The 24,399-nt window shown below is 72.1% G+C and carries 21 protein-coding genes and 2 pseudogenes; 16 read left to right on the forward strand and 7 right to left on the reverse strand.

Translation table 11 applies throughout. From position 1 onward, the window contains the following. Together EKH77_RS17820 and EKH77_RS17825 are read right to left on the reverse strand one after the other, a co-directional pair. The gene (locus EKH77_RS17820; protein ID WP_126915349.1) at window positions 1-1,143 is read right to left on the reverse strand and encodes an NADH-quinone oxidoreductase subunit D; all 1,143 of its coding nucleotides are present in this window, start codon (window positions 1,141-1,143) and stop codon (window positions 1-3) included. Continuing rightward, entirely contained in the window at window positions 1,140-2,159 is a 1,020-nt protein-coding gene (locus EKH77_RS17825; protein ID WP_126915350.1) for an SAM-dependent methyltransferase, read from the reverse strand. Before EKH77_RS17825 ends, EKH77_RS17820 begins: the two co-directional genes overlap by 4 nt. Window positions 2,160-2,280: 121 nt before the next feature. Between EKH77_RS17825 and EKH77_RS17830 the strand changes: the two genes are divergently transcribed. Together EKH77_RS17830 and EKH77_RS17835 are read left to right on the forward strand one after the other, a co-directional pair. Beyond that, window positions 2,281-3,477 carry a sensor histidine kinase gene (locus tag EKH77_RS17830; protein WP_126915351.1) on the forward strand — a complete coding sequence of 399 codons (1,197 nt, stop codon included), beginning with the start codon at window positions 2,281-2,283 and terminating at the stop codon, window positions 3,475-3,477. A gap of 53 nt (window positions 3,478-3,530) precedes the next feature. Continuing rightward, window positions 3,531-4,208 carry a response regulator gene (locus EKH77_RS17835; RefSeq protein ID WP_126915352.1) on the forward strand — a complete coding sequence of 226 codons (678 nt, stop codon included), beginning with the start codon at window positions 3,531-3,533 and terminating at the stop codon, window positions 4,206-4,208. A 95-nt stretch (window positions 4,209-4,303) separates the two neighbouring features. On the opposite strand, the pseudogene EKH77_RS17840 reads toward EKH77_RS17835, so the two are convergent. Further along, a pseudogene (locus EKH77_RS17840) lies at window positions 4,304-5,421 on the reverse strand (DUF5937 family protein). A gap of 100 nt (window positions 5,422-5,521) precedes the next feature. Between EKH77_RS17840 and EKH77_RS17845 the strand changes: the two are divergent. Further along, the gene (locus EKH77_RS17845; protein WP_126915353.1) at window positions 5,522-5,899 is read left to right on the forward strand and encodes a hypothetical protein; all 378 of its coding nucleotides are present in this window, start codon (window positions 5,522-5,524) and stop codon (window positions 5,897-5,899) included. On the opposite strand, the gene EKH77_RS17850 is transcribed toward EKH77_RS17845, so the two are convergent. Beyond that, window positions 5,795-6,991 (reverse strand): threonine aldolase family protein, encoded by a 1,197-nt coding sequence (locus EKH77_RS17850; protein WP_126915354.1) that lies wholly within the window; start codon window positions 6,989-6,991, stop codon window positions 5,795-5,797. The two genes, EKH77_RS17845 and EKH77_RS17850, sit on opposite strands and share 105 nt — an antisense overlap. A gap of 147 nt (window positions 6,992-7,138) precedes the next feature. Here EKH77_RS17850 and EKH77_RS17855 point away from each other — a divergent pair, with 147 nt between their 5' ends. The 11 genes and pseudogenes from EKH77_RS17855 to EKH77_RS17900 all read left to right on the forward strand — a co-directional run bounded on the left by EKH77_RS17855 (window position 7,139) and on the right by EKH77_RS17900 (window position 15,985). After that, window positions 7,139-8,059, forward strand: coding sequence for a Rossmann-like and DUF2520 domain-containing protein (locus EKH77_RS17855; protein WP_126915355.1), 921 nt, complete (start codon window positions 7,139-7,141; stop codon window positions 8,057-8,059). Beyond that, the gene (gene panC / locus EKH77_RS17860) at window positions 8,056-8,922 is read left to right on the forward strand and encodes a pantoate--beta-alanine ligase (RefSeq protein ID WP_126915356.1); all 867 of its coding nucleotides are present in this window, start codon (window positions 8,056-8,058) and stop codon (window positions 8,920-8,922) included. The genes EKH77_RS17855 and panC overlap by 4 nt, the downstream gene beginning before the upstream one ends. After that, window positions 8,919-10,589, forward strand: a pseudogene (locus EKH77_RS33815) (L-aspartate oxidase); the annotation flags it as partial. The gene panC and the pseudogene EKH77_RS33815, both read left to right, overlap by 4 nt. Before the next feature lie 51 nt (window positions 10,590-10,640). Beyond that, complete coding sequence (nadC, locus tag EKH77_RS33820; protein WP_240667755.1) at window positions 10,641-11,666, forward strand: carboxylating nicotinate-nucleotide diphosphorylase; 1,026 nt, start codon at window positions 10,641-10,643, stop codon at window positions 11,664-11,666. Continuing rightward, window positions 11,666-12,463 carry a type III pantothenate kinase gene (locus EKH77_RS17870; protein ID WP_126915357.1) on the forward strand — a complete coding sequence of 266 codons (798 nt, stop codon included), beginning with the start codon at window positions 11,666-11,668 and terminating at the stop codon, window positions 12,461-12,463. Before nadC ends, EKH77_RS17870 begins: the two co-directional genes overlap by 1 nt. 110 nt (window positions 12,464-12,573) lie before the next feature. Beyond that, the gene (locus tag EKH77_RS17875; protein WP_126915358.1) at window positions 12,574-13,215 is read left to right on the forward strand and encodes a hypothetical protein; all 642 of its coding nucleotides are present in this window, start codon (window positions 12,574-12,576) and stop codon (window positions 13,213-13,215) included. A 90-nt stretch (window positions 13,216-13,305) separates the two neighbouring features. Beyond that, window positions 13,306-14,151, forward strand: coding sequence for a hypothetical protein (locus tag EKH77_RS17880; protein WP_240667398.1), 846 nt, complete (start codon window positions 13,306-13,308; stop codon window positions 14,149-14,151). Window positions 14,152-14,252: 101 nt separating this feature from the next. Further along, complete coding sequence (locus EKH77_RS17885; protein WP_126918125.1) at window positions 14,253-14,432, forward strand: hypothetical protein; 180 nt, start codon at window positions 14,253-14,255, stop codon at window positions 14,430-14,432. A 128-nt stretch (window positions 14,433-14,560) separates the two neighbouring features. Then, the gene (locus EKH77_RS17890) at window positions 14,561-14,956 is read left to right on the forward strand and encodes a BlaI/MecI/CopY family transcriptional regulator (RefSeq protein WP_126915359.1); all 396 of its coding nucleotides are present in this window, start codon (window positions 14,561-14,563) and stop codon (window positions 14,954-14,956) included. 9 nt (window positions 14,957-14,965) lie between these two features. Beyond that, window positions 14,966-15,484, forward strand: coding sequence for an amino-acid N-acetyltransferase (locus EKH77_RS17895; RefSeq protein WP_071962335.1), 519 nt, complete (start codon window positions 14,966-14,968; stop codon window positions 15,482-15,484). 162 nt (window positions 15,485-15,646) lie between these two features. After that, on the forward strand, window positions 15,647-15,985 hold the full coding sequence (locus EKH77_RS17900; RefSeq protein WP_126915360.1) for a histone-like nucleoid-structuring protein Lsr2: 339 nt from the start codon (window positions 15,647-15,649) through the stop codon (window positions 15,983-15,985). On the opposite strand, the gene EKH77_RS17905 is transcribed toward EKH77_RS17900, so the two are convergent. Next, complete coding sequence (locus EKH77_RS17905; protein WP_240667399.1) at window positions 15,916-16,683, reverse strand: SCO3374 family protein; 768 nt, start codon at window positions 16,681-16,683, stop codon at window positions 15,916-15,918. The genes EKH77_RS17900 and EKH77_RS17905 overlap by 70 nt on opposite strands. A 481-nt stretch (window positions 16,684-17,164) precedes the next feature. Here EKH77_RS17905 and EKH77_RS17915 point away from each other — a divergent pair, with 481 nt between their 5' ends. Both EKH77_RS17915 and EKH77_RS17920 read left to right on the forward strand, forming a co-directional pair. Continuing rightward, window positions 17,165-19,690, forward strand: coding sequence for an ATP-dependent Clp protease ATP-binding subunit (locus EKH77_RS17915; RefSeq protein WP_126915361.1), 2,526 nt, complete (start codon window positions 17,165-17,167; stop codon window positions 19,688-19,690). 124 nt (window positions 19,691-19,814) lie between these two features. After that, entirely contained in the window at window positions 19,815-20,450 is a 636-nt protein-coding gene (locus tag EKH77_RS17920) for a LysE family translocator (RefSeq protein WP_126915362.1), read from the forward strand. A gap of 3 nt (window positions 20,451-20,453) precedes the next feature. Here EKH77_RS17920 and EKH77_RS17925 read toward each other — a convergent pair whose 3' ends face one another. Together EKH77_RS17925 and EKH77_RS17930 are read right to left on the reverse strand one after the other, a co-directional pair. Further along, window positions 20,454-23,747 carry an NACHT domain-containing protein gene (locus EKH77_RS17925; protein WP_126915363.1) on the reverse strand — a complete coding sequence of 1,098 codons (3,294 nt, stop codon included), beginning with the start codon at window positions 23,745-23,747 and terminating at the stop codon, window positions 20,454-20,456. After that, window positions 23,744-24,091 carry a trypco2 family protein gene (locus EKH77_RS17930; RefSeq protein WP_126915364.1) on the reverse strand — a complete coding sequence of 116 codons (348 nt, stop codon included), beginning with the start codon at window positions 24,089-24,091 and terminating at the stop codon, window positions 23,744-23,746. The genes EKH77_RS17925 and EKH77_RS17930 overlap by 4 nt, the downstream gene beginning before the upstream one ends. Window positions 24,092-24,399: the final 308 nt, after the last annotated feature.

Here is a 24,399-nt window from a genome sequence, read left to right on the forward strand (position 1 = left end):
CTACTTGTCGATGTCGCCCACGACGAAGAACAGCGAGCCCAGGATCGCCACCATGTCCGCGACCAGCGTCCCCGGCAGCAGCTCGGTCAGGGCCTGGATGTTGTTGAACGAGGCCGACCGGAGCTTCAGCCGCCAGGGCGTCTTGTCGCCCTTGGAGACCAGGTAGTAGCCGTTGAGGCCCAGCGGGTTCTCGGTCCAGACGTAGGTCGCGCCCTCCGGGGCCTTGAGGACCTTGGGCAGCCGCTGATTGATCGGGCCGGGCGGCAGCCCGTCCAGCCGGTCCAGGCAGGCGTCGGCGAGGTCCAGCGAGTTGTGCGTCTGCTCCAGCAGGCACTCGAAGCGCGCCAGGCAGTCGCCCTCCTCGCGGGTGACGACCTTCAGGACGTCCCCCAGCTCGCCGTACGCGAGGTACGGCTCGTCGCGCCGCAGGTCGAAGTCGACGCCCGACGCGCGGGCGATCGGCCCGCTCACCCCGTACGCGTGGACGGCCTCCGGCGTGAGGACGCCGACGCCGCGCGTCCGGCCGCGGAAGATCTCGTTGCCGAGCACCAGCCGGTCGTACACGTCCATCCGCGAGCGCACCTCGGCGACCGCGTGCCGGGCCCGGCCGAGCCAGCCCGCGGGCAGGTCCTCCTTCAGGCCGCCGACGCGGTTGAACATGTAGTGCATCCGGCCGCCGGAGACCTCCTCCATGACCGTCTGGAGCTCCTCGCGCTCGCGGAACGCGTGGAAGACCGGGGTGATGCCGCCGAGCTCCAGCGGATACGAGCCGAGGAACATCAGGTGGTTGAGCACCCGGTTCAGCTCGGCCAGCAGCGTGCGCGTCCACACCGCGCGCTCGGGGACCTCCATGCCGAGCATCCGCTCGACGGCCCCGACGACGCCCAGCTCGTTGGAGAACGCCGACAGCCAGTCGTGCCGGTTGGCGAGCATGACGATCTGGCGGTAGTCGCGGGCCTCGAACAGCTTCTCCGCGCCCCGGTGCATATAGCCGATCACCGGCTCGGCGCTCTGGACCCGCTCGCCGTCCAGGACGAGGCGCAGTCGCAGCACACCGTGGGTGGACGGGTGCTGGGGCCCGATGTTGAGCACCATGTCGGTGCTCTCCGCCGCGCCGCCGATCCCGACTGTCGTCTCCGTCATGGGGTTAGTTTCTCAAACCCCAGCGCCTCCGGCCGGAGCCCCACCGGCTGGAGCAGCCAGCCGAAGCCGCCCAGGCCCGCCGGGGCGGTCAGCTCCGCCGCCTCGCCGGCCGCGCCGAGGGCCCGTACATAGGCGGCCGGGTCGGTCGAGGCGAGCGAGAGCGGCGGACGGGCGCCGTCCACCCCGAGGGCGCGCAGCGCCGCGCGCTGGCTGACGACCGAGCCGCCCGGCAGGGCGGCCGCGTCCAGCGCCACGTGCGCGGTGATGTCGCACGAGCCGTCCGGCACGGGCCGCACCTCGCGTCCCTCGCGGAAGCCGGTGAGGGTGCCGTAGGGGGGTCGGGCGGCGCGCCCGTGCGCGTAGTCGACCGCCACCGCCAGCCCGGACCGCAGGGTGCCGACCGCCCGCCGCCAGGCGGCGTCGCGCGGGCGGCCGATCTCGGCGCGCGAACCGGGGGGCGCGCCCTCCAGGGGCCACCAGCGCTTCAGCCAGTTGGCGTCATCGCCGGAGACCGGGTCGCCGAGCAGTTCCTCGCCGTCGTCGCGGACGAGCACCTGGCGGGGCGTGCCCTCGCCGTCCGTCTCGGCGACGTCCACCGGTACGTTGTCGAGCCACTCGTTGGCGAAGAGCAGCCCCCGGACGCCTTCGGGCGGGGTGTCCCGCCAGTCCACCCGGGGGTCGAGATCCTCCGGGCGGCCGGCGAGCTCCACGGCGTACGGGCGCAGCCGGCCGGCGAGCTCGGCGGGGCACCGGGCGAGCACCCCGGCCACCAGCTCGCCGCGCCCCGCCCCGACGTCGACGAACGCCAGCTCCGCCGGGCGCCCCAGGGCTTCGTCGACGCGGCACAGCAGCTCCACGACGGCCCCCGCGTACAGGGGGGAGGCGTGGACGGACGTACGGAAGTGACCCGCGGGGCCCTCGGGGCGGCGATAGAAGCCGTCGGGGCCGTAGAGGGCCGTCTCGGTCGCCTCCCGCCAGGTCCTCGCACCGCTCGACACGTTCGTTCCGCTTCCCATACGCACACGTTAAGCGGGCCCACCGGACACCCGCCCTCCACCTTGGGGAGTAGACGGAAACCGACCGGATCGATCGCCGGGCTGACCCGTGCGGCGACCCGGCGTGCCTACGCTGGGTGACGTGCAGCGCCTCTACGACTTCCTTCGCAGACACCCCACCGGTGTGGACACCTTCTGGGCCCTCCTGCTGCTGGGGTTCAGCGCGCTGTCCATCGCCGACGGGAGCGCGCACGGGCCGACGGCACTCAAGGTCCTCGCGGCCTTCGCGCTCTGCGCGGTGATCGCGCTGCGCCGCCGCTGGCCGGAGAAGATGCTGCTGCTGACGGCCGTGACCGGGGTGTGCCAGGTCGCCTTCGACGTCTCGCCCGACATCGCGGATTTCGCGATGCTGGTGATCATCTACACGGTGGCCTCCGGCAATACGCGCTGGGCGTCGCGATTCGCGCTGGTGGGCGGCCTGCTGGCGGCGCCGATCTCCGCTGTCCGCTGGCCCACGCCGCACAGCGAGGTGGGCAACGCCGTGCTGGGCGCGGTGTTCGTCAGCGTCCCGTTCATCCTCGCCTGGGTCCTCGGCGACTCGATGCGCACCCGCCGCGCGTACTGGGCGCAGCTGGAGGAGCGCGCCACGCGCCTGGAGAAGGAGCGCGAGCAGCAGGCGAAGATGGCGGTGACCGCCGAGCGGGCGCGCATCGCCCGCGAGCTCCACGACGTCGTCGCGCACAACGTGTCGGTGATGGTGGTGCAGGCCGACGGCGCCGCCTACGTTCTGGACGCGTCGCCGGAGCAGGCCAAGCAGGCCCTGGAGACGATCTCCAGCACCGGCCGCAAGGCCCTCACCGAGATGCGCCGCCTGCTGGGCGTGCTGCGCACGGAGGAGGGCGGGGAGAGCGGTGAGACGTATGTGCCGCAGCCGGACGTGGAGCAGATCGGCGAGCTCGTCGAGCAGGTGCGGGGCGCGGGCCTGCCGGTGGACTTCACCGTCGAGGGCGCGCCGCGGCCGCTGCCGAGCGGTGTGGAGCTGACGGCCTACCGGATCGTCCAGGAAGCGCTGACCAACACCCGCAAACACGGCGGCCCGGACGTCGGCGCGAGCGTCCGGCTGACGTATTTCGACGACGGCCTGGGGCTGCTGGTCGAGGACGACGGCCGGGGCGCGCAGCACGAGCTGTACGAGGACGGTGGCGCCGACGGCATGGGACACGGTCTGATCGGTATGCGCGAGCGCGTCGGCATGGTGGGCGGCACGCTGGACGCGGGGCCGCGACCGGGCGGCGGCTTCCGGATCAGTGTGCTGCTCCCGGCCAGGTCCGGCCGCTGAAACCCTCGGGCCATCAGGTTTGATTCGTAGTACGCCTCTGAAAGGGACCCCGCATGTCGATCCGTGTCCTCCTCGTAGACGACCAGGTGCTCCTCCGTACCGGATTCCGCATGGTGCTGGCGGCCCAGCCGGACATGGAGGTCGTCGCCGAGGCCGGGGACGGCGTGGAGGCGCTGAAGGCGCTGGAGGGCACCGAGGTGGACGTCATCCTGATGGACGTCCGCATGCCGCACATGGACGGCGTGGAGGCCACCCGCCGGATCTGTCTGGGGGAGAACCCGCCGAAGGTGCTGATCCTCACCACCTTCGACCTCGACGAGTACGCCTTCTCCGCGCTGAAGGCCGGCGCGAGCGGTTTCATGCTCAAGGACGTGCCGCCCGCCGAGCTGCTGGGCGCGATCCGGGCGGTGCACAGCGGTGACGCGGTGGTCGCGCCCAGCACCACCCGCCGGCTGCTGGACCGCTTCACCCCGATGCTGCCGAGCGCGGGCCCCGAGCCCACCACCGCGGAGATCAGCCGGCTCACGGACCGGGAGCGCGAGGTGATGCTGCTGGTGGCGCAGGGCCTGTCCAACGGCGAGATCGCGGCGCGGCTGGTGCTGTCGGAGGCGACGGTGAAGACGCACGTGGGCCGCATCCTCACCAAGCTGGGCCTGCGGGACCGGGTGCAGGTGGTCGTGATGGCGTACGAGACGGGCCTGGTCCGCGCGGGCGGAGGAACCGCGCACTGAGGGTGCGCCCCGAAGGGGCGCGGGGCTGTGTCGATATGCGGCTACCGCCGCGTGGGCGCGACAAGCCCCCATTGGCCCGCAGGTGACCCGACCGCTCAGCGAAGCACCCCCTCAAGAAAATCGCTCCCCAGCCGGGCCACCACCGTCAGATCCAGCTGATGAAGCACATACCGCCCGCGCCGCCGCGTAGTGATCAGCCCCGCCTTCTTCAGCACCGCGATGTGCCGTGACACCTCCGGCGGGCTGATCTCGTGCGCGGTCGCCAGCTCGCCCGTGGTGAACGCGGCCCGTGCCAGATAGCGGCACATCTTGATCCGCATCGGGTGCGCCAGCGCCTCCAGGCGGAGGGTGAGCAGGTCGAGGGACTGCGGCCCGGGCAACTCGGGGCGGCCACCGGGTAGTGGATCACCGGCCGCCAGCCGGGGGCGTGCAGTACCCACAGATGGGGCCAGCCGAGGGACGACGGGACGAACGTGACGCCCGCGCCGACGGCCGGGTCGACGGCGGTCGTATGGCCGCTGGTGAGCTTGTCGACGACGATCCGGGAGCCGTCGGGGGAGAGCGTGACGGCGGGCGAGACCTCGGCGAGGGCCTCGGCGAGGCCCTTGCGCCGCAGGATCTCCGTCTTGTGGCGGGCGTCGTTGGCGAGCTGGACGCGCACCCGCTGCCAGACGTCGTTGAAGAAGGCGTCCGCGCTGTCCTCGAACAGGCGCCGCAGCCAGGACCGGACCGCCGGGGGGTCCTGGAGCAGTCGCTTGGCGAACTGCAGCTGGCGGGGGCCGCGCGCGGTGGCGCGCTCCAGGGCCTGCTCGCGGATCTGCGCGTTCACCAGCGGCGACGGGCCGCGCAGGGTGTATCTGCTGGAGCAGGAGATCTCCAGGGCGGCGTCGACGAACAGCTCGTCGTCCAGCCGGTCCATCATGTCCAGGTCCTCGGCGAGGGTGGCGCCGGGCTGGCCGTGGGTGCCGGGGAGGGCGGCGAAGGCGTGCGAGATGTCGGAGAAGGTCGAGCTCCACAGGAAGTCCGCCTCGCACAGCCGGTCGGCGAGGTCGGGCTTGAGCCCCGCGTTCGTCGCGGTGGTCCAGCCGTGGAGCCCGGGGTGGTGCCCGGGCTCGGCCAGGGCGTGGAGGGCGGTGCACAGCTCGGCCAGCGGAGAGGCCCGGAAGACCAGCCGCTCGGACGGCAGGCCCGCGATGTCGATCGTCACGCTCATGTCGCCATCGTGCCTTCCTTTTTCGCAGGTCGGGCCGCCGATTGACGGTCCTCGTCAATTCACGCGCCGAACGGGTGGGCCGGGCCGCACGGTGGAGGACATGAGCGCGAACCAGCAATACCTGCTCGACCTGTACCGCACCGCCCGCCACGGCGAGACCCCGCCGCCCGCGCCGGGCACCGGCGACCGCCAGGCCGTCCGGGAACTCCGCACGTGGTGGGTCTTCCGGGCCGTCGTCGACGAGCGCGTAGCCGCCCGCCGGGCGCGGTGGACCCGTTGGACCCGATGGACGACGGCCCTCCGCCCCGCCCGCCCCGTACGAACGGCGGCCGCCACCCGCCCGGCCCCGACGTCCCCGGCGCCCATACGCCCGTCAGCCGACCGGAGCGCCGCCCCCGCCCCCGTCCGGCCGGTCCAGCCGCTCCAGGAGCGCTCCGACCGCGTCGCGAACGGCTGCGGGAGTCCATGCGAGCGCTGACGCGGCCACCGAGACCTCGGTGACGGCCAGCCCGGGCACCGGGGCCGCGTCCCAGCGGTTGAAGACCCACGTGCCGGTCTCCTCCGCGAGCCGCACCCCCGCCGCCGTCAGCGCCTCCGGCGGATACGGCAGCCACACCTGGAACTGATGGGTGTGCGGCACGTCCGGATGCACCCGGAACCAGGGCACCCCGGCCGCGCGGAAGGCGTCCTTCAGGGCCTCCGCGACCACCTTGGCGTGCGCCACGTACGCCGGCAGCCGGGGGAGCTCGCGATCCAGCCCGGCGAGCCCGGCGAGCGCCACGGGCCACTGCTGGAACAGCGTGCCCCCGTACCGGTGGCGCCAGGCCTTCGCCTCCTCCACGAACGAGGACGGGCCCGCCAGCACGGCCCCCGATATGCCGTCGAGGGACTTGTAGAGCGAGACGTACACCGAGTCCGCGAGCGCGGCGATCTCCGGCAGTTCCACCCCGAAGTGCGAGGCGCACTCCCACAGCCGCGCCCCGTCGAAGTGCACCACCGCGTCACGGTCGCGGGCGGCCGCCACCACCTCCGTCAGCTCCTCCCACGTGGGGAGCACGAAGCCCGCGTCCCGCAGGGGCAGCTCCAGCGTCAGCGTGCCGAACGGCTCGTCCAGCTCCCGGATCTCCTCGGCCGTCGGCGGCCGGGGATCGCTCGTGGGGTGAACCATGCGCAGGCCGGAGACCGTCGCGTACGCGTTCCGCTCGTGGACCTCCAGGTGCGACAGCGGGTGCGCGGCCACCACCGGGCTGCCCGTGCGCCCCGCCCAGCAGCGCAGAGCCACCTGCTGGGCCATCGTCCCGGTGGGGAAGAAGGCGGCGGCCTCCATGCCCAGCAGCCCGGCGACCCGGCGCTCCAGCTCCTCCACGACCCCGTCGCCGTAGATGTCGACGCCCTCGCCGAGGTCGTACGCCTCCGGGGCCTCGGCGGCCAGCCGGGCCAGCCTGTCGCCGATCGTCAGGGCGAGCGAGTGGCCCGACAGGACCCGCTCGGCGCCGCGCAGCGCGGCCATCCTGCGGGCCCGGTCCACCGGCGGGTCCACCGGGTGCTCGGTTTTCTGTTCGTCTGCCATGAGGGGATCATCATGGGCGGGTACGACAGGGGCAACGAGTTATCCACAGGCCTGGGGACGGCCCGGGACCGCCCGACGCGCCTCGCGTAGCATGACAAAGGAATCGTCCGGTACCCCCGCGGACTGGAACGGAAGGCATCCCGCCGCGTGAACGCACACCTCTCCTCCGAGCACACGAGCCCCCAGGACCGCCCCGCCAGGCTCACCGTCGGCGTGGTCGGCGCCGGCCGTGTCGGTCCCGCCCTGGCCGCGTCCCTGCAGCTCGCCGGGCACCGTCCCGTCGCCGTCTCGGGCGTCTCCGACGCCTCGCTGCGCCGCGCGGCCGCCATGCTGCCGGACGTGCCCGTCATGGCGCCCGCCGATGTGCTCGCCCACGCCGAGCTGGTCCTGCTGACCGTGCCCGACGACGCCCTGCCGGGCCTGGTCGCCGGGCTCGCCGAGACCGGCGCCGTCCGCCCCGGCCAGCTGCTCGTCCACACCTCCGGCCGGCACGGCACCGCCGTCCTCGACCCGGCCACCCGCGCCGGCGCCCTGCCGCTGGCCCTCCACCCCGCGATGACGTTCACCGGCACCCCCGTGGACGTCCAGCGCCTGGCCGGCTGCTCCTTCGGCGTCACCGCCCCCGAGGAGCTGCGGCTGGCCGCCGAGGCGCTGGTCATCGAGATGGGCGGCGAGCCCGAGTGGATCGAGGAGAGCGCCCGCCCGCTCTACCACGCGGCCCTCGCCATCGGCGCCAACCACCTCGTCACCCTCGTCGCCCAGAGCATGGACCTGCTGCGCACCGCCGGGGTCGAGCACCCCGCCCGGATGCTCGGCCCGCTCCTGGGCGCCGCCCTGGACAACGCCCTGCGCAGCGGCGACGCCGCCCTCACCGGCCCGGTCGCCCGAGGCGACGCCGGCACGGTCGCGGCCCACGTCGCCGAGCTGCGCGCCCACGCTCCCGGAGCCGTCGCCGGATACCTGGCGATGGCCCGCACCACCGCGGACCGCGCCCTCGCGCACGGCCTGCTCAAGCCGGAACTTGCGGAGGACCTGCTCGGCGTCCTCGCGGACGGAGGCAATCAGTGACCACCCAGCTCATCCGTACCGCGAAGGAGCTGCACTCCCTCCCGCGCGGCGGCCGCCGCGCGGTCGTCATGACGATGGGCGCCCTCCACGAGGGCCACGCCACCCTCGTCCGCGAGGCGCGCCGGCTGGTGGGCCCGGAGGGCCAGGTCGTCGTCACCGTCTTCGTCAACCCGCTCCAGTTCGGCGCCGGCGAGGACCTCGACCGCTACCCGCGCACCCTCGACGCCGACCTCGCGATCGCCGCCGAGGCCGACGCCGACTTCGTCTTCGCCCCGTCCGTCGACGAGGTCTACCCCGGCGGCGAGCCCCAGGTGCGGATCACCGCCGGCCCCATGGGCGAGCGCCTCGAAGGCGCCAGCCGCCCCGGCCACTTCGACGGCGTCCTCACCGTCGTCGGCAAGCTCCTCCACCTGACCCTGCCGGACGTCGCGCTGTTCGGGCAGAAGGACGCCCAGCAGCTCGCCCTGATCCGCCGCATGGCGCGCGACCTCAACTTCCCCGTGGACATCGTGGGCGTGCCCACGGTCCGCGAGGGCGACAACCTCGCCCTCTCCAGCCGCAACCGCTACCTCTCCGACGCCGACCGGGCCACGGCGCTGGAGCTCTCCCGCGCCCTGCTCACCGCCGGCACCTCGGCGGGGAAGGGCGCGGCCTCCGTCCGGCGCTCCGCCATGGTGATCCTGGACAGCGCCGCGCGGATGGAGCCCCCGCTCCGCCTCGACTACCTGGCGCTCGTCGACCCCTCCGACTTCACCGAGGTCCCCGACGACTACAGCGGCGAGGCCATCCTCGCCGTCGCCGCCAAGGTCGGCACCACCCGTCTGATCGACAACATCCCCCTCACCGTCGGAGCGGCGCGATGACCGGCATACGACTCCACGCCCCCCGCCCCGGCTGGTCCGTCGACGCCGACGTCGTGGTCGTCGGCTCCGGCGTGGCGGGCCTGACCGTGGCGCTGCGCTGCGCGGCGGCCGGCGCGAGCGTCGCCGTCGTCACCAAGGCGTGCCTCGACGACGGCTCCACCCGCTGGGCCCAGGGCGGCATAGCGGCCGCCCTCGGCGACGGCGACACCCCGGAGCAGCACCTCGACGACACCCTCGTCGCCGGCGCGGGCCTCTGCTCGGAGGAGGCCGTCCGGATCCTGGTCACCGAGGGCCCCGACGCCGTGCGCCGCCTCATCGCCACCGGCGCCCGCTTCGACACCGACGCCGGCACCGGCGAGATCCTGCTGACCCGCGAGGGCGGCCACCACCGCGACCGCATCGCCCACGCCGGAGGCGACGCCACCGGCGCCGAGATCTCCCGTGCCCTCGTCGACGCCGTGCGCGCGGCGGGCATCAAGACCATCGAGCACGCTCTCGTGCTCGACCTCCTCAAGGACGCCGAGGGCCGCGCGGCGGGCGTCTCCCTCCACGTCATGGGCGAGGGGCAGCACGACGGCGTCGGCGCCGTCCGCGCCCGCTCCGTCGTCCTGGCCACCGGTGGCATGGGCCAGGTCTTCTCCGCCACCACCAACCCCGCCGTCTCCACCGGCGACGGCGTCGCCCTCGCCCTGCGCGCCGGCGCCGAGGTCTCCGACCTGGAGTTCGTCCAGTTCCACCCGACCGTGCTGTGGCTCGGCCCCGACGCCGAGGGCCAGCAGCCCCTGGTCTCGGAGGCCGTCCGCGGCGAGGGCGCCCACCTGGTCGACGCCGACGGCGACCGCTTCATGCTCGGCGCCCACGAGCTGGCCGAGCTCGCCCCGCGCGACATCGTCGCCAAGGGCATCATGCGGCGCATGCGCGAGACGGGCGCCGAGCACATGTACCTGGACGCCCGCCACTTCGGCCGGGAGAAGTGGGAGCGCCGCTTCCCCACGATCCTGGCGGCCTGCCGGGCGCACGGCATCGACCCGGTCACCGACCTCGTCCCCGTCTCGCCCGCCGCGCACTACGCCTCGGGCGGCGTACGCACGGACCTGCGCGGCCGGACGACCGTGCCGGGCCTGTACGCGTGCGGCGAGGTCGCCTGCACGGGGGTCCACGGCGCGAACCGCCTGGCGTCCAACTCCCTCCTGGAGGGCCTGGTCTTCGCGGAACGCATAGCGGAGGACATCACCCACGACGGCCCGGCCTTCGGGGCAACGGGTGGGCGGGTGGGAGGAACCCCCCCGACGGCGGGAGAGCCGGAAGCACTCCTGATCGCCCCCGAATCCCGCGCCGAAATCCAGCGCGTCATGACGGCCGGCGCCGGAGTCCTCCGCTCACGCCGAAGCCTGGAAGAAGCCGCTTCGCGGCTGGCCCGCATCCGCGAGGAAGCCACCGACAAACAGCCCGTCCCCGGCACCGACGCCTGGGAGACGACCAATCTCCTCCTCGTCGCCCAGGTCCTCGTCGCCGCCGCCCTCCGCCGCGAGGAGACCCGCGGCTGCCACTGGCGCGAGGACTTCCCCGACCGCGACGACGAGCACTCCCGCCGTCACCTCCTGGTGACGATGCGCCCGGATCGCACCCTCGCGGTCGCCACCACCGGGTCGGCCGCGTTCCCGCCCGTCCAGCCCGTATCGCAGCCCGTATCTGCCTCCGCCCCCAAGGAGAACAGCGTGAGCACCCCCGAAGACGCCCCCCTGCACCAGATCGGCCGTTCCGGCCGGGAAGCCGCCGAGCCCGAGGCGACCGGCGGCTGCGGCGACGCCTGCGGCTGCTCCGGCGGGGACTACGAAGCGGACGCCTTCGAGTGCGGGCTCGACCCCGAGCTCGTCCGGCTGCTGGTCGCGGCCGGCCTGGACCCGCTCCAGGTCGAGGATCTCGCCCACCTCGCCATCGAGGAGGACCTCGACGGCGGCAAGGACATCACCACCTTCGCGACCGTCCCCGAGGACGCCGTCGCCTCCGGCGACTTCACCGCCCGCGAGGCCGGCACGGTCGCCGGTCTGCGCGTCGCCGAGGCCATCCTCTCCGTGGCCTGCACCGACGAGTTCGAGGTCGAGCGGCACGTCGAGGACGGCGACCGGGTGGAGGCGGGCCAGAAGCTGCTGACCATCCGCACCCGCACCACGGACCTGCTCACCGCCGAGCGCAGCATGCTCAACATCCTCTGCCACCTCTCCGGCATCGCCACCGCCACCCGCGCCTGGGTCGACGCCCTGGAGGGCACCGGCGCCGCCGTCCGCGACACCCGCAAGACCACCGTCGGGCTGCGCGCGCTGGAGAAGTACGCGGTCCGCTGCGGCGGCGGCGTCAACCACCGCATGTCGCTGTCCGACGCCGCGCTGGTGAAGGACAACCACGTGATCGCCGCCGGCGGTGTCGCCGAGGCGTTCCGGGCCGTGCGCCAGGAGTTCCCGGACGTGGACATCGAGGTCGAGGTCGACCGGCTCGACCAGATCCCGCCGGTCCTCGCCGAGGGCGTCGACCTGATCATGCTGGACAACTTCACCGTCGAGCGGACCCGCGAGGCCGTCGAGCTCGTCGCGGGCCGCGCCAAGCTGGAGTCCTCGGGCCGGCTGACCCTGGCCAACGCCCGCGCCTACGCCGAGACCGGCGTCGACTACCTGGCCGTCGGCTCGCTGACCCACTCCTCCCCGATCCTGGACATCGGCCTGGACCTCCACGAGGAGGCCTCCTGATGCTGCTCACCATCGATGTCGGCAACACCCAGACCGTCCTCGGCCTGTTCGACGGCGAGGACATCGTCGAGCACTGGCGCATCTCCACCGACCCGCGCCGCACCGCGGACGAACTGGCGGTCCTGCTCCAGGGCCTGATGGGCCGCCATCCGCTGCTCGGCGACGAGCTGGGCGACGGCATCGAGGGCATCTGCATCTGCTCGACCGTCCCCTCCGTGCTCCACGAGATGCGCGAGGTGACCCGCCGCTACTACGGCGACGTCCCCGCCATCCTGGTCGAGCCGGGCGTGAAGACCGGCGTGCCGATCCTCATGGACCAGCCCAAGGAGGTCGGCTCGGACCGCATCATCAACGCGGTCGCCGCCGTCGAGCTCTACGGCGGCCCGTGCGTCGTCGTCGACTTCGGCACGGCGACGACGTTCGACGCGGTGAGCGCGCGCGGCGAGTACGTCGGCGGCGTGATCGCCCCCGGCATCGAGATCTCCACGGAGGCCCTGGGCGTCCGTGGTGCCCAGCTCCGCAAGATCGAGATCGCCCGCCCGCGCAGCGTCATCGGCAAGAACACCGTCGAGGCCATGCAGTCCGGCATCCTCTACGGCTTCGCGGGCCAGGTCGACGGAGTCGTCGGCCGCATGGCCCGTGAGCTGGCCGACGACCCCGACGACGTCACCGTCATCGCCACGGGCGGCCTGGCCCCCCTGGTCCTGGGCGAGGCGTCGGTCATCGACGAGCACGAGCCGTGGCTGACCCTCATCGGCCTGCGCCTGGTCTACGAGCGCAACCTGATGCGGGGCTGACGTCCGGCTGTCGCGCGCCATCGGGGCGGGGGACGCAACCAAACCCCCGCCCCCGACGGTCTGACAGCACGCAGGACGGACGGACCGGATCCAAGGGCGGGCGGACACGCGTGAAGCCGAAGCGAACAGCGCGCCGGACAGCGGCGGCCGCGGCCGCCCTCGCCCTCGCCGCCCTGACGGGCGGCACCGCGGCCGCCACCTCGCCGCCCCGGCCCGCCGACTACCAGGCCATCGCCCACCCGGTCGCGGGCCGCGTGGGCCAGACGGTCGACGTCGAGGTCGGCGTGCGCAACGGCGGCCCCGGCCCGGCCGCAGCCGACCGCCGGGCCTACGCGGTCACGGCGCCCGAAGGCACCACCATCGCCCCCGAAGGCGACGCCGGCCACCGCTGCGCCCCGCACGACACGGCTGCCCGCACCTACCTCTGCGCCATCGGCGGCGACTTCGCCGCCGGCGACCGCGAGACGCTGCGCTTCCGGATCCGCATCGACAAGAAGGTCGAGGGCGCGGAGGGCTGGGTCCGGATCCTCGGCCCCGGCAGCACCCCCGACCCGGATCCGGCCAACGACAGCGCGCCGATCATCGTCGACGTCACCGGCCGCGCGCCCGGCGCCCGGCCCGGCGACACGCCCCGCCATCCGTCCCCGGACGACGGCGTCGCCTCCGCGACCCTGCTGCTCGCCACCACCTCCGGGACCGCGCTGTCCGCCGGTGCCATAGCCCTGGGCGCCGCCCGCCGGCGCGAGCACTGAGGCGTTCACCGCTGAGCCGTCCACCGTTTATGCCACGCCCGAAATAACCAGCTAAGCGAATTTTGTCCACTTAGCACTTAAAGTCGGCCCATGCCCACGCCTTATGGATCCCGCGGCGGCATGGCGTTCAGCGCGGACGAGCTGCGCGTGCTGCGCCGTGCCCTCGACATCGCACTCCGCCCCGACTCCGTTCCCACCCGGCCCGGCCCCGCACGGGACGCCGAGGTCCGGGACTGCCTCCGGCTCGCCGAAGCCATGGCCGAGGCCGGCCACGAGGCCGACCGGCTCCGCGCCTTCCTGCTGGCGGAGCTCGCCCGCTACCGCGCCGCGCTGCCCGGCGCCGCGCCCGGCTACGCGCGGCTGCTCAAGGACGCCCTCGTGGACGGCTATCTGCCCGGCCCCGAGGACCTCGCCGCCCTGCGCTCGCTGTGCGCGCTCCCGACGGGCGGCACCGAGGCCGGTCATCGCCGCGCCCTGCTGCGGCGCTGCGAGCACCTCGCCGAGCAGACGGTACGGACCCGACCCGCGACGACGCACCCCGCGACTGCCGCGCCCGCGACGGCCCGACCCGCGCCCCGGGCCACCGCCGCCACCCCGGGCGTCCCCGGCGCCCGCCCCCACCCGGGACACGAACCGGGGTATGAACCGGTGCACACCCACTCCTCGTGCGCCCTCCCTGTGCGGACGCGCCTGCTCGCGCTCCCGGGCGGCCGTACCCCGCACGCCGCCGAGGCCGCCGACCCCAAACCCGGGGTCAAGCCCCCGCCCCCGGGCAAGCCCGCCCCCACCGCTCCGCCGCCCGCCACGCCCCAGCCGAAGGCGCCACCACGGCCAGACCGGCCCATTCCGACCCCCGGCGAGGTATTCCCGCCCCGCCGCAAACCCGCTCCGCCGCCGGGCGCCGCGTACGGCCTCCCGGCGGCCCGCCCGGCCTGACACCCCGGTGCCCCCGGCATTCCCGGGGGAAAAGGCGGATGCGTAATCTGGACGAGTCGCGCAGTCGGCGCGAAACCCCGATCCAGAAGGAGCCGACGGCCATGGACTATGTCGCCGCGCTGGTCCCGCCCCTGGTGATGGCGATCGCCTTCACCGCACTGGTCGTGACGATCGTCAAGAGCCAGGGTGGTGCGAACAAGGCGAAGGAAGACGCCTTCGTCGACGCCGCACTGGCCCGGGTGGAGGCCGCCCAGCAGCCCTCGAAGGCCGCCGGCGCCTGAGACCGCGGCACAGAGGGCGTACGGTCCGGGGCCATTCCCGGGACGTACGCCCTTTTCGCCGCGCGGATTGCCGCGCTGAACCGCGCCGATAAACCGGCATTCGCGACATCTCCCACTATTATTCGCGTGTGGTTCGACGCCTGGGTGAGCTGGAAGACGCCGTGATGACGCGCGTGTGGGAGTGGAACCGGCCGGTCACCGTCAGAGAAGTCCTGGAAGACCTTCAGCAGGAACGGTCCATCGCGTACACGACCGTGATGACCGTAATGGACAACCTGTATCAGAAGGGCTGGCTCCGCAGGGAAGCCGAAGGCCGCGCCTATCGATATGAGGCGGTCTCCAACCGGGCCGCCTACTCGGCCGCACTGATGAACGAAGCCTGGTCCCTCAGCGACAACCCCGCCGCCGCTCTCGTCGCCTTCTTCGGCATGATGTCGGCCGAACAACGGGAAGCGCTCCGCGACGCGATCCGGGTCGTGCAACTCGACGGGCCCGACGAGACCCCGGGAGCCCCGGGGCGATAGCGTCCGGTCATGTCCGCTCTAACTAAAGTCGTCACCGTCCGCAGGGCCCGCACCAGCGATGTGCCCGCCGTCCGCCGGCTCATCAACGCCTACGTACGGGACCGCATCCTGCTCGACAAAGCGACCGTGACGCTTTACGAGGACATCCAGGAGTTCTGGGTCGCCGAGCGGGACGAGGACGGTACCGTCATCGGATGCGGTGCTCTCCACGTGATGTGGGAAGACCTCGCGGAGGTGCGCACTCTGGCGGTCGACCCGGATGTGCGGGGCGGCGGAGTCGGCCACCAGGTACTGGACAAGCTGCTCCAGACCGCGCGCTGGCTCGGGGTGCGGCGTATTTTCTGCCTCACCTTCGAAGTCGACTTCTTCGCGAAGCACGGCTTCGTCGAGATCGGGGAGACGCCGGTGGACGGTGATGTCTACAGCGAGCTGCTGCGTTCCTATGACGAGGGTGTTGCCGAGTTCCTGGGTCTCGAACGAGTGAAGCCGAACACCCTTGGCAACAGCCGGATGCTTCTGCATCTGTGATCGCGGTCCCTATGTCCGAATCGCGCCCCTATCGCGGACGCCCGGAAGCCATCGTTCCCACGGGGAACGCCAGCTGAACCTTCCCGGAGGGTTTGTGTTTTTCCGGGAAAGGCGGTTTGCTATTCCTCCGTAATCCTTTTCCGCTGATGAAAGGAATCCCCCGTGGCGCAGAAGGTTCAGGTCCTTCTTGTCGACGACCTCGACGGCGGCGAGGCCGACGAGACCGTGACGTTCGCCCTCGACGGCAAGTCCTACGAGATCGACCTCACGACCGGCAACGCGGACAAGCTGCGTGAGGCGCTCGCGGACTACGTGAAGGCCGCCCGCCGTACCGGCGGTCGTGCCGCCGCGGCCCGCGGCAAGGGTCGCGTCGCCACCGCCGCCGGCAGCCCGGACACCGCGAAGATCCGCGCCTGGGCCAAGGAGAACGGCTACAGCGTCAACGACCGCGGCCGTGTCCCGGCCGAGATCCGCGAGGCGTACGAGAAGGCCAACGCCTGATCGTCCGGCTCTCCCGCCGGTCCTCCCGGGCGGTCCCCCGGCGGCTGATTCCTGCGCGCCCCCTCGGCGCGCAGCAGTCGGGCCCGATGGCACTCCGTGGCCGCCGCGCCCACGAGCCGCACGAGATCGGGGGCGCCACCGCTGCCGTCCACGCCGACAACGGGCAGCGTCGGCTCCACCTCGCACCCCGGCTCGGGAGGTCGCACCCAGACGGCCTCCGCGCCCTCCTGGGGGCCGTACGGGCCGCACCGACCGGCCCGGCCGGAGCGGCCGCGCCGGCCGCGTTCCCCGGGCCCGCCGGGATCCGGGCGGACTCCGGCGCCCACGGGGGCCGGAGCGACGATCCGGCCGCCGGCGCCCAGGGCGGTCAGCTCCAGGGCCACCCCGCCCCACTCCAGCCAGCCGAGCAGCCCCGGCAGCTCGTCGGCGGTGCCCACGGCGGTCAGGAACCACATCGTCCGGCTCCGCCGGTCCAGCGCGACCGGACCGGTCGGCGGAACCCGCCCGAGCACCGCGCGACCGGCCTCCGCGGGCATCCCCAGGGCGTCGAACCGGACCCCGGTGAGCAGCTCCACGGGCCGCCCGCCCGTGGTCGGCCCCGTCGGCCAGCCGAGCACGCACTCGTACCACTGGCGCCAGCGGCGCCGCGTGCCCGGATCGTCCGAGGGGCGGCACGGGCGCTGGAGGACTACCGTCATGAACGGTGCAACTGTGGAAGACCTCAGAGGTTACGCATTGTTGCCGTTCGAACACTCCGCGTATAACACAAGCGGAGCGCATACGCGCACTCGGTAGTGCGGGGGTGTTCGCCCGTAGCGGATGCACGGGGGGTGCGCCGCATGGACTGTCAGTCCTTGCGGGTAAGACATTCCCCGAGGGAAGAGGCGGTACAGCGGGCCTCGGAGCGGGCCGCCAGCGATGGTGGCCGGGCCGGGGGCGGGCGTGTCGGCCCAGGTGGGCGTTCGCCGTGGGCGTACTGATGGTGGGCGTATATGCCTGGCCTGCGGGAACATCGTCTCCCACCATCAGGTTGGAGCAGATGTCGGCTGTTCGGGGCAGGAGGCCAAGGACGGGTGTCGGCAGTTGGAATGAGCTGTCCCGCCCAGCGGGACTAGCATGCGGAAGGACAGGGAGGGGACCGACCCCTAACTGCCTGACCGCTCTGAGGAGCGATTAACGATGTTCGAGAGGTTCACCGACCGCGCGCGGCGGGTTGTCGTCCTGGCTCAGGAAGAAGCCCGGATGCTCAACCACAACTACATCGGCACCGAGCACATCCTCCTGGGCCTGATCCACGAGGGTGAGGGTGTCGCCGCTAAGGCCCTGGAGAGCCTCGGGATTTCGCTCGAGGCGGTCCGCCAGCAGGTGGAGGAGATCATCGGGCAGGGCCAGCAGGCTCCGTCCGGCCACATCCCCTTCACCCCCCGTGCCAAGAAGGTCCTGGAGCTGTCGCTCCGCGAGGCCCTCCAGCTCGGCCACAACTACATCGGCACGGAGCACATCCTGCTCGGCCTGATCCGTGAGGGCGAGGGCGTCGCCGCCCAGGTCCTGGTCAAGCTGGGCGCCGACCTGAACCGGGTCCGGCAGCAGGTCATCCAGCTGCTCTCCGGCTACCAGGGCAAGGAGGCCGCCACCGCCGGCGGCCCGGCCGAGGGCACCCCCTCGACCTCGCTCGTCCTGGACCAGTTCGGCCGCAATCTCACGCAGGCCGCTCGCGAGTCCAAGCTCGACCCGGTCATCGGGCGCGAGAAGGAGATCGAGCGGGTCATGCAGGTGCTGTCCCGCCGCACCAAGAACAACCCGGTCCTCATCGGCGAGCCCGGCGTCGGCAAGACCGCCGTCGTCGAGGGCCTGGCCCAGGCCATCGTCAAGGGCGAGGTGCCCGAGACCCTCAAGGACAAGCACCTCTACACCCTCGACCTCGGCGCCCTGGTCGCCGGCTCCCGCTACCGCGGTGACTTCGAGGAGCGCCTGAAGAAGGTCCTCAAGGAGATCCGCACCCGCGGCGACATCATCCTGTTCATCGACGAGCTCCACACCCTGGTCGGTGCGGGCGCCGCCGAGGGCGCGATCGACGCCGCCAGCATCCTCAAGCCGATGCTGGCCCGTGGCGAGCTGCAGACCATCGGTGCCACCACGCTCGACGAGTACCGCAAGCACCTGGAGAAGGACGCCGCCCTCGAGCGCCGCTTCCAGCCCATCCAGGTCGCCGAGCCGTCGCTGCCGCACACCATCGAGATCCTCAAGGGTCTGCGCGACCGCTACGAGGCCCACCACCGCGTCTCCATCACCGACGAGGCGCTGGTCCAGGCCGCCACGCTGGCCGACCGCTACATCTCGGACCGCTTCCTGCCGGACAAGGCCATCGACCTGATCGACGAGGCCGGCTCCCGAATGCGCATCCGCCGGATGACCGCGCCGCCGGACCTCCGCGAGTTCGACGAGAAGATCGCCGACGTGCGCCGCGAGAAGGAGTCCGCGATCGACTCGCAGGACTTCGAGAAGGCCGCTTCCCTCCGAGACAAGGAGAAGCAGCTGCTGGCCGCCAAGGCCAAGCGGGAGAAGGAGTGGAAGGCCGGCGACATGGACGTCGTCGCCGAGGTCGACGGCGAGCTCATCGCCGAGGTCCTCGCCACCGCCACCGGCATCCCGGTCTTCAAGCTGACGGAGGAGGAGTCCTCCCGCCTGCTGCGCATGGAGGACGAGCTCCACAAGCGCGTCATCGGCCAGAAGGACGCCATCAAGGCGCTCTCCCAGGCCATCCGGCGCACCCGCGCGGGCCTCAAGGACCCGAAGCGCCCCGGCGGATCGTTCATCTTCGCCGGCCCGTCGGGTGTCGGTAAGACGGAGCTGTCCAAGACGCTCGCCGAATTCCTCTTCGGCGACGAGGACGCGCTGATCTCCCTCGACATGTCGGAGTTCAGCGAGAAGCACACCGTCTCGCGTCTCTTCGGCTCCCCGCCCGGATACGTGGGCTACGAAGAGGGCGGCCAGCTGACGGAGAAGGTCCGCCGCAAGCCGTTCTCGGTGGTCCTGTTCGACGAGGTCGAGAAGGCCCACCCGGACATCTTCAACTCGCTCCTGCAGATCCTGGAGGACGGTCGCCTGACCGACTCCCAGGGCCGCGTGGTCGACTTCAAGAACACCGTCATCATCATGACGACGAACCTCGGCACCCGGGACATCTCCAAGGGCTTCAACCTGGGCTTCGCCGCCCAGGGCGACGTCAAGACCGGCTACGAGCGGATGAAGGCCAAGGTCAACGAGGAGCTCAAGCAGCACTTCCGGCCCGAGTTCCTCAACCGTGTCGACGACACGGTGGTCTTCCACCAGCTGTCCCAGGAAGACATCATCCAGATCGTTGACCTGATGATCGCCAAGGTGGACGAGCGGCTCAAGGACCGCGACATGGGCATCGAGCTCAGCGGTGACGCCAAGCTGCTCCTGGCCAAGAAGGGCTACGACCCGATCCTGGGCGCCCGCCCGCTGCGCCGGACCATCCAGCGCGAGATCGAGGACATCCTCTCCGAGAAGATCCTCTTCGGCGAGCTCCGCCCCGGCCACATCGTGGTCGTCGGCACCGAGGGCGAGGGTGAGGAGAAGAAGTTCACCTTCCGCGGCGAGGAGAAGTCGGCCCTGCCCGACACCCCGCCGGTCGAGTCCGCCGCCGGTGGCGCGGGCCCGAACCTCTCGAAGGACGCGTAAGCGCGCGTAGCGCGCTGATCGGCCCCGGGACCGTGGAGACACGGTCCCGGGGCCGACCCGTTTTCGGATATCACGGTCGCCGAACCATGGCCCAGGGATCACCGCCCGATTAGCCTGACATCCCATGGTCATCACCGCACTGTGGTCATTCGCCCTGGTCGTAGGGCTCCTCACCATCACCCCGGGCCTCGACACCGCCCTCATCCTGCGCACCGCCGCACGCGGCGAGCAGCGCCGCGCGTGGGGCGTCGTCCTGGGCATCCAGACCGGCACCCTGTGCTGGGGCGCCCTCACCTCGGCCGGCGTGACCGCCCTCCTGGCGGCCTCCCGCCTCGCCTACGAGACGCTGCGCTGGGCGGGAGCGGCGTACCTGCTGTGGATGGGCGCGCGAATGCTGTGGGAGGCGCGGAGCCGTGCCACGGCGTCGGCGGAGCCGGAGCCCGCCGAGCCCGCCGCCCCGGGCGGCTTCGCCGCCGGCTGGCGGCAGGGGCTCGTCACCAACCTGCTCAACCCGAAGATGGGCGTCTTCTACGTCGCGGTCCTGCCGCAATTCATCCCGGCGTCGGCGCCGCACTTCCTGATGGGGCTGGCACTGACTTCCGTGCACGCGGTGCTGGGTGTGCTGTGGGCGGCGGTGCTGGTGGGCTTCGCCCGGGCGCTGCGCGACTGGCTCCGGAAGCCGGCGGCCCGGAGGGCCATGGACCGGATCACGGGGACGGCGATCGTGGGATTCGGGGTGAAGCTGGCGGTGGGGGAGTAGGGCTCAGGTGCGGTGGCTGCTCCTGATGGTGAGACGGTCGCCGAGGTGCTCGGCGCCGATCACTTTCAGCTCCTGCTGTTCGCTGGTCCACACCTTCAGCGAGACGCGTGCCGTGAGCTGATCGGAGACGTCCAGTTCCATGAGGCCCGGGACGGCCGGCCTGAGGTGCAGCTCGTCGAGTTCGGGAAACGCCCGGAACAGTCCGGCGCGCACTTTGAGGTTCTCGGTGAGCACGAGGCCGAGGGAGCGCACCTGGCGGAGCGGTTTCACATCCGCGAGATCCCCGGCCGCCTTGATGCGGAGTTCGAGGGTATGCAGCCGGTTCAGCCCCGCCAGCGTGTCGAGCTCCGCCGGGGACGACAGATCCGCCTCGATATGCAGGGACCGGAGGCCCTCCAGAGCCGAGATGCCATCGAGCCGAACAGGGTCTCCTCGATGGGAGAGACTGAGGGCGGAAATCTCCGGTGGCAGTGGAGGAATTCTTCCCCCACTATCGGACGGCAGGCCGAATAGCCGCAGCGATGCGAGAGCCGGCAGCTCGGCCAGGGCGTTCAGGGCAGCGACCGAAAGATGTTCCGCGTCCAGCGTGAGATCCTGAATCCCCGAATCGGCCAGGGCCGTCATGTCGTATAGCCCACGGCACCCGATAATCCGCATTCTGTGAATCTCCGGATGGTCGCGGAGGAAATTCAGATTCGATGCGACAAGGTTTTCGGTGAGGCTCAGACCTGTCAGGGGTCGGCCGGAAAGGTACCGGCCGATGCTGTCCGATGTGTGGCCGCCCACAATGTCCAGAGAACCGACGGGGCCGAGGGCCGGGAGCTGGGCGAGTTCTTCCGGTGAGGAGACGACGAGCCGGATGTCGTCCAGTCGCACGCCCGTAAGGACGTGTTCGACGAAGGAGCGAGCCTCGAAACGTCCCCACACGTCAGCCACCTGGCCCCGGACCCGCGCCGACGTGTGCTGCCCATAGCGCTTGAGAAGCGGCAGCGCGGCGTCCCCGAGGGAACTGAGTACTTTCACGACGTGCTGTGCGGGCTCGGCGGCCAGTCTTTCGGGCCCCGGCAGCACCGGCAGGATCTCCGGACCGAATGCCGAGAGGAGTTCCGCCTCCCGCTGAGTGGTCGGCGGGCCGAGGGCCTCGAGCCCGTCCCAGACCGACTTGTGCAGTTCGTCGTCCAGATATGCCGCACTGATCGCGCACTCCACCGCCAGCGTGCGCAGTGCCCATCGGGCCCACCGCCCGTCGGTCACGTCGGCGGTCTCGACCAGTCCGGCGATGACCCGCCGGGCCTCCCCCCGCCCGCAGTGGCCGATCACCAGGCGGATCACGTCCTGCCATTGCTCTTCCGCCGCGTGCCCCAGCAGTTCGTCGAGGGAATCGCTGTCTTGGAACTCCTTCGCCGCCAGGTAGTCCTGGAAGGTGCGGTGGATGAACTGGAGGGAATCCGCGGTGCGTTCCTGTAGCAGCCCGCTGCGATTGAGGAGATGCGTCAGGACCCGTTCCGCCGAGCCCTGCTCACGGACCCTGCGCAGGCCCTTCATCGCTTGTTCGAGCTGGCGCGTGGCCTGCTCGGCCGAGAGCTCGGCGCGGCCGTTCCGTACCAGCCAGACCGCGATGCGCTGGAGCATCTGCCGGCTGTCCTCGATCGTCACGTCGATGCCCTCCGGGCTGCCGACGCGGCGGTGGGCGTCGCGGTTGCCGAGCAGCATGGCGAGCGCGGCCTCGTAGAGGTGCCAGCGGGTGCGGGGGAGGAGGCCCTGGCGGCGCCGGTGGAGGGCGCAGATCACCGCGCACAGCAGCGGCGTCCGGGCCAGGTCGCGCAAGCCCGCGTTGCGCTGGAACTCCTGGGCGAGGTCGCGTTCCAGGGCGGCGAGGTGGGCACGTTCCTGCTCTGCCCGCGAGCCGCGGCACTCCAGGCGGGCGGCCTCGTGCCAGACGGTCACGAAGGACTGGATGTCGTCATCGCTCATGGGCAGGAGCTGCAGTTCCTCGAAGCCTTCGGAAGCCAGCCAGGAGTGCTCGACCGCGAGCGGTCGCACGGTCACCAGACAGCGGGTGTCCGGGTACATCCGCAGCAGGTCGGCGAGCCACTTGCGGGCCGGGCCGCGGTCGGGCTGCGGGAGTTCGTCCAGGCCGTCGACGAGCAGCAGGGCGCGCCCCGCCTCCAGGACGCGGCCGGCCCACCCGCTCGGGGCCTTGTCCACCTGGAGCCGGGCGATGGTGGGCAGCAGGGCGGGGGTGGGCGTGGTGATGCCCTGGGCGGTGAGGCTGCGCATGGGGACCACGAAGGGGATCAGGCCGTTCAGGGCGGCGAGCTCCTCCGGCAGGGTCCGGCAGGCGGCGTGCGACGCCAGCCACCACACGAGCGTCGTCTTCCCGGCCCCCGCCTCCCCGCGCAGCACCGCACGCGGACGTGAGCCCAGCAGTTCCTCGATCCGCTGGGGCTCGGGGCGGAGGTTCGCGCTGTCAGGACGGTCGGGACGGTCCGTGACGCGCGGAGCCAGCGCTTCCAGGCTCAGATACGCCGTGTCCAGGTCCCAGCTGTTCTCGTTGCTGCCCAGGTCGTCGAGGCCGAAGACCTCCATGCGGCTGTAGCGGGCCTTGACCGCCTTGGCGTACAGGTCCTCGTAGGGGAAGTCCGCTGGATTCTCCGGGGAGAGCGCTTCCAGCGCGGGCCTCAGGCCGTGCACCAGGGCGGAGGAGGAGAAGGCCGGGCTCAACAGGATCTTCTCGATGGGTAGGGCGTCGATGGCGGAGTGCTGCCAGCCCGGGCGGTCCTCGACGACCATGCCCAGGAGGACGGGACCCGAGAAGACGGGCCCTCCCGACAGGCCCGCCCACGGTGAGCCGTCGCGGAGGGGACGCGGCGGGTGGTGCCTGCTGTGCAGCACGTAGCGCTCGCGCAGCCAGCCGGACGTGGGCATCAGGGTGCACAAGACCTGCACGGCCTCCAGCTGGTCATCCGCGAACCGCTGGACCTGCGGGAAGCCGAACACCTGGCAGTTGTGCACGGCCCCGGCTTGGGTGAGGGTGCCGTAGCGCAGCGGCGGCAGGATGCCGTCGGGCACGAGGTCCCGCTCGGCTACCAGCAGGGACGCGTCGCAGTCCCCCGGGGCTCCGGTCCAGACGCGCCTGCAGCGCGCCGCCTCGCGCTCACCAGGGACCGCGACCATCGCGGACAACCCGTCCCCGAGCACATGCGCCGCCGTCAGCACCAGCCGTTGCGTCAGCAGCACCCCGCTGCCCTGCCGCACCCCCAGGACCGCCACCATGCGGGCTTCGGCGAGCCTCACTGCTCGTCCACGAGCCCGAATCCCGACAGCCCCGCCGGCCGGTCGTTGCCGACCTTCCAGCTCTCGCCCGTGCGCCGGTCCTTCGGGGTCAGCTTGAAGGCGACCTTGTGGGTCCGCGTAGACCCCCGCGACGCGTCCGTGCCCGCGTCGACGACCCAGGCCTTCACGCCGCCCCGGCCCTTCACGTCCCGTCGCAGCTCGACCGTGAACTCCATGGCGATCTCGCCCACGTCGAACGTCAGGTCCTCCCCGGATTCGGCCCCGGCCGCCGCCGCGCTGGTCAGTCCGTCGCGTATGGCCCGGACCGCGTCCGACAGCTCGATGATGTCGTCGAAGTCGCCCATGGTGATCCCCCCCGGTGTGATCCCCCCGGCACGTTTCCCGGAGCGTATCGCCCTTGCCGGGACTTTGGTCCCGGAATCCATAGGGTCGTTGGTCCCGCCGCGGTGACAAGACCCACAGGCCGTTTCGCCGCCACTAAGCCGCTTAGTGGAAATCCTCGCGGGAGGAAATGCCTGATTCGCCCCCGTGGGCGTGGCTGCAACCTCCAAGATCCTTTTCCTCATTACGGCCCGCCCTAGTAGCGGCCCCCTTTGTCAGCGCCCCCGAGCGCGGGTTACCAAGGAATGGCGATCCCGGTCCGACGGCCGGG

Source organism: Streptomyces luteoverticillatus (assembly GCF_003970715.1).
GTDB lineage: Bacteria > Actinomycetota > Actinomycetes > Streptomycetales > Streptomycetaceae > Streptomyces > Streptomyces abikoensis.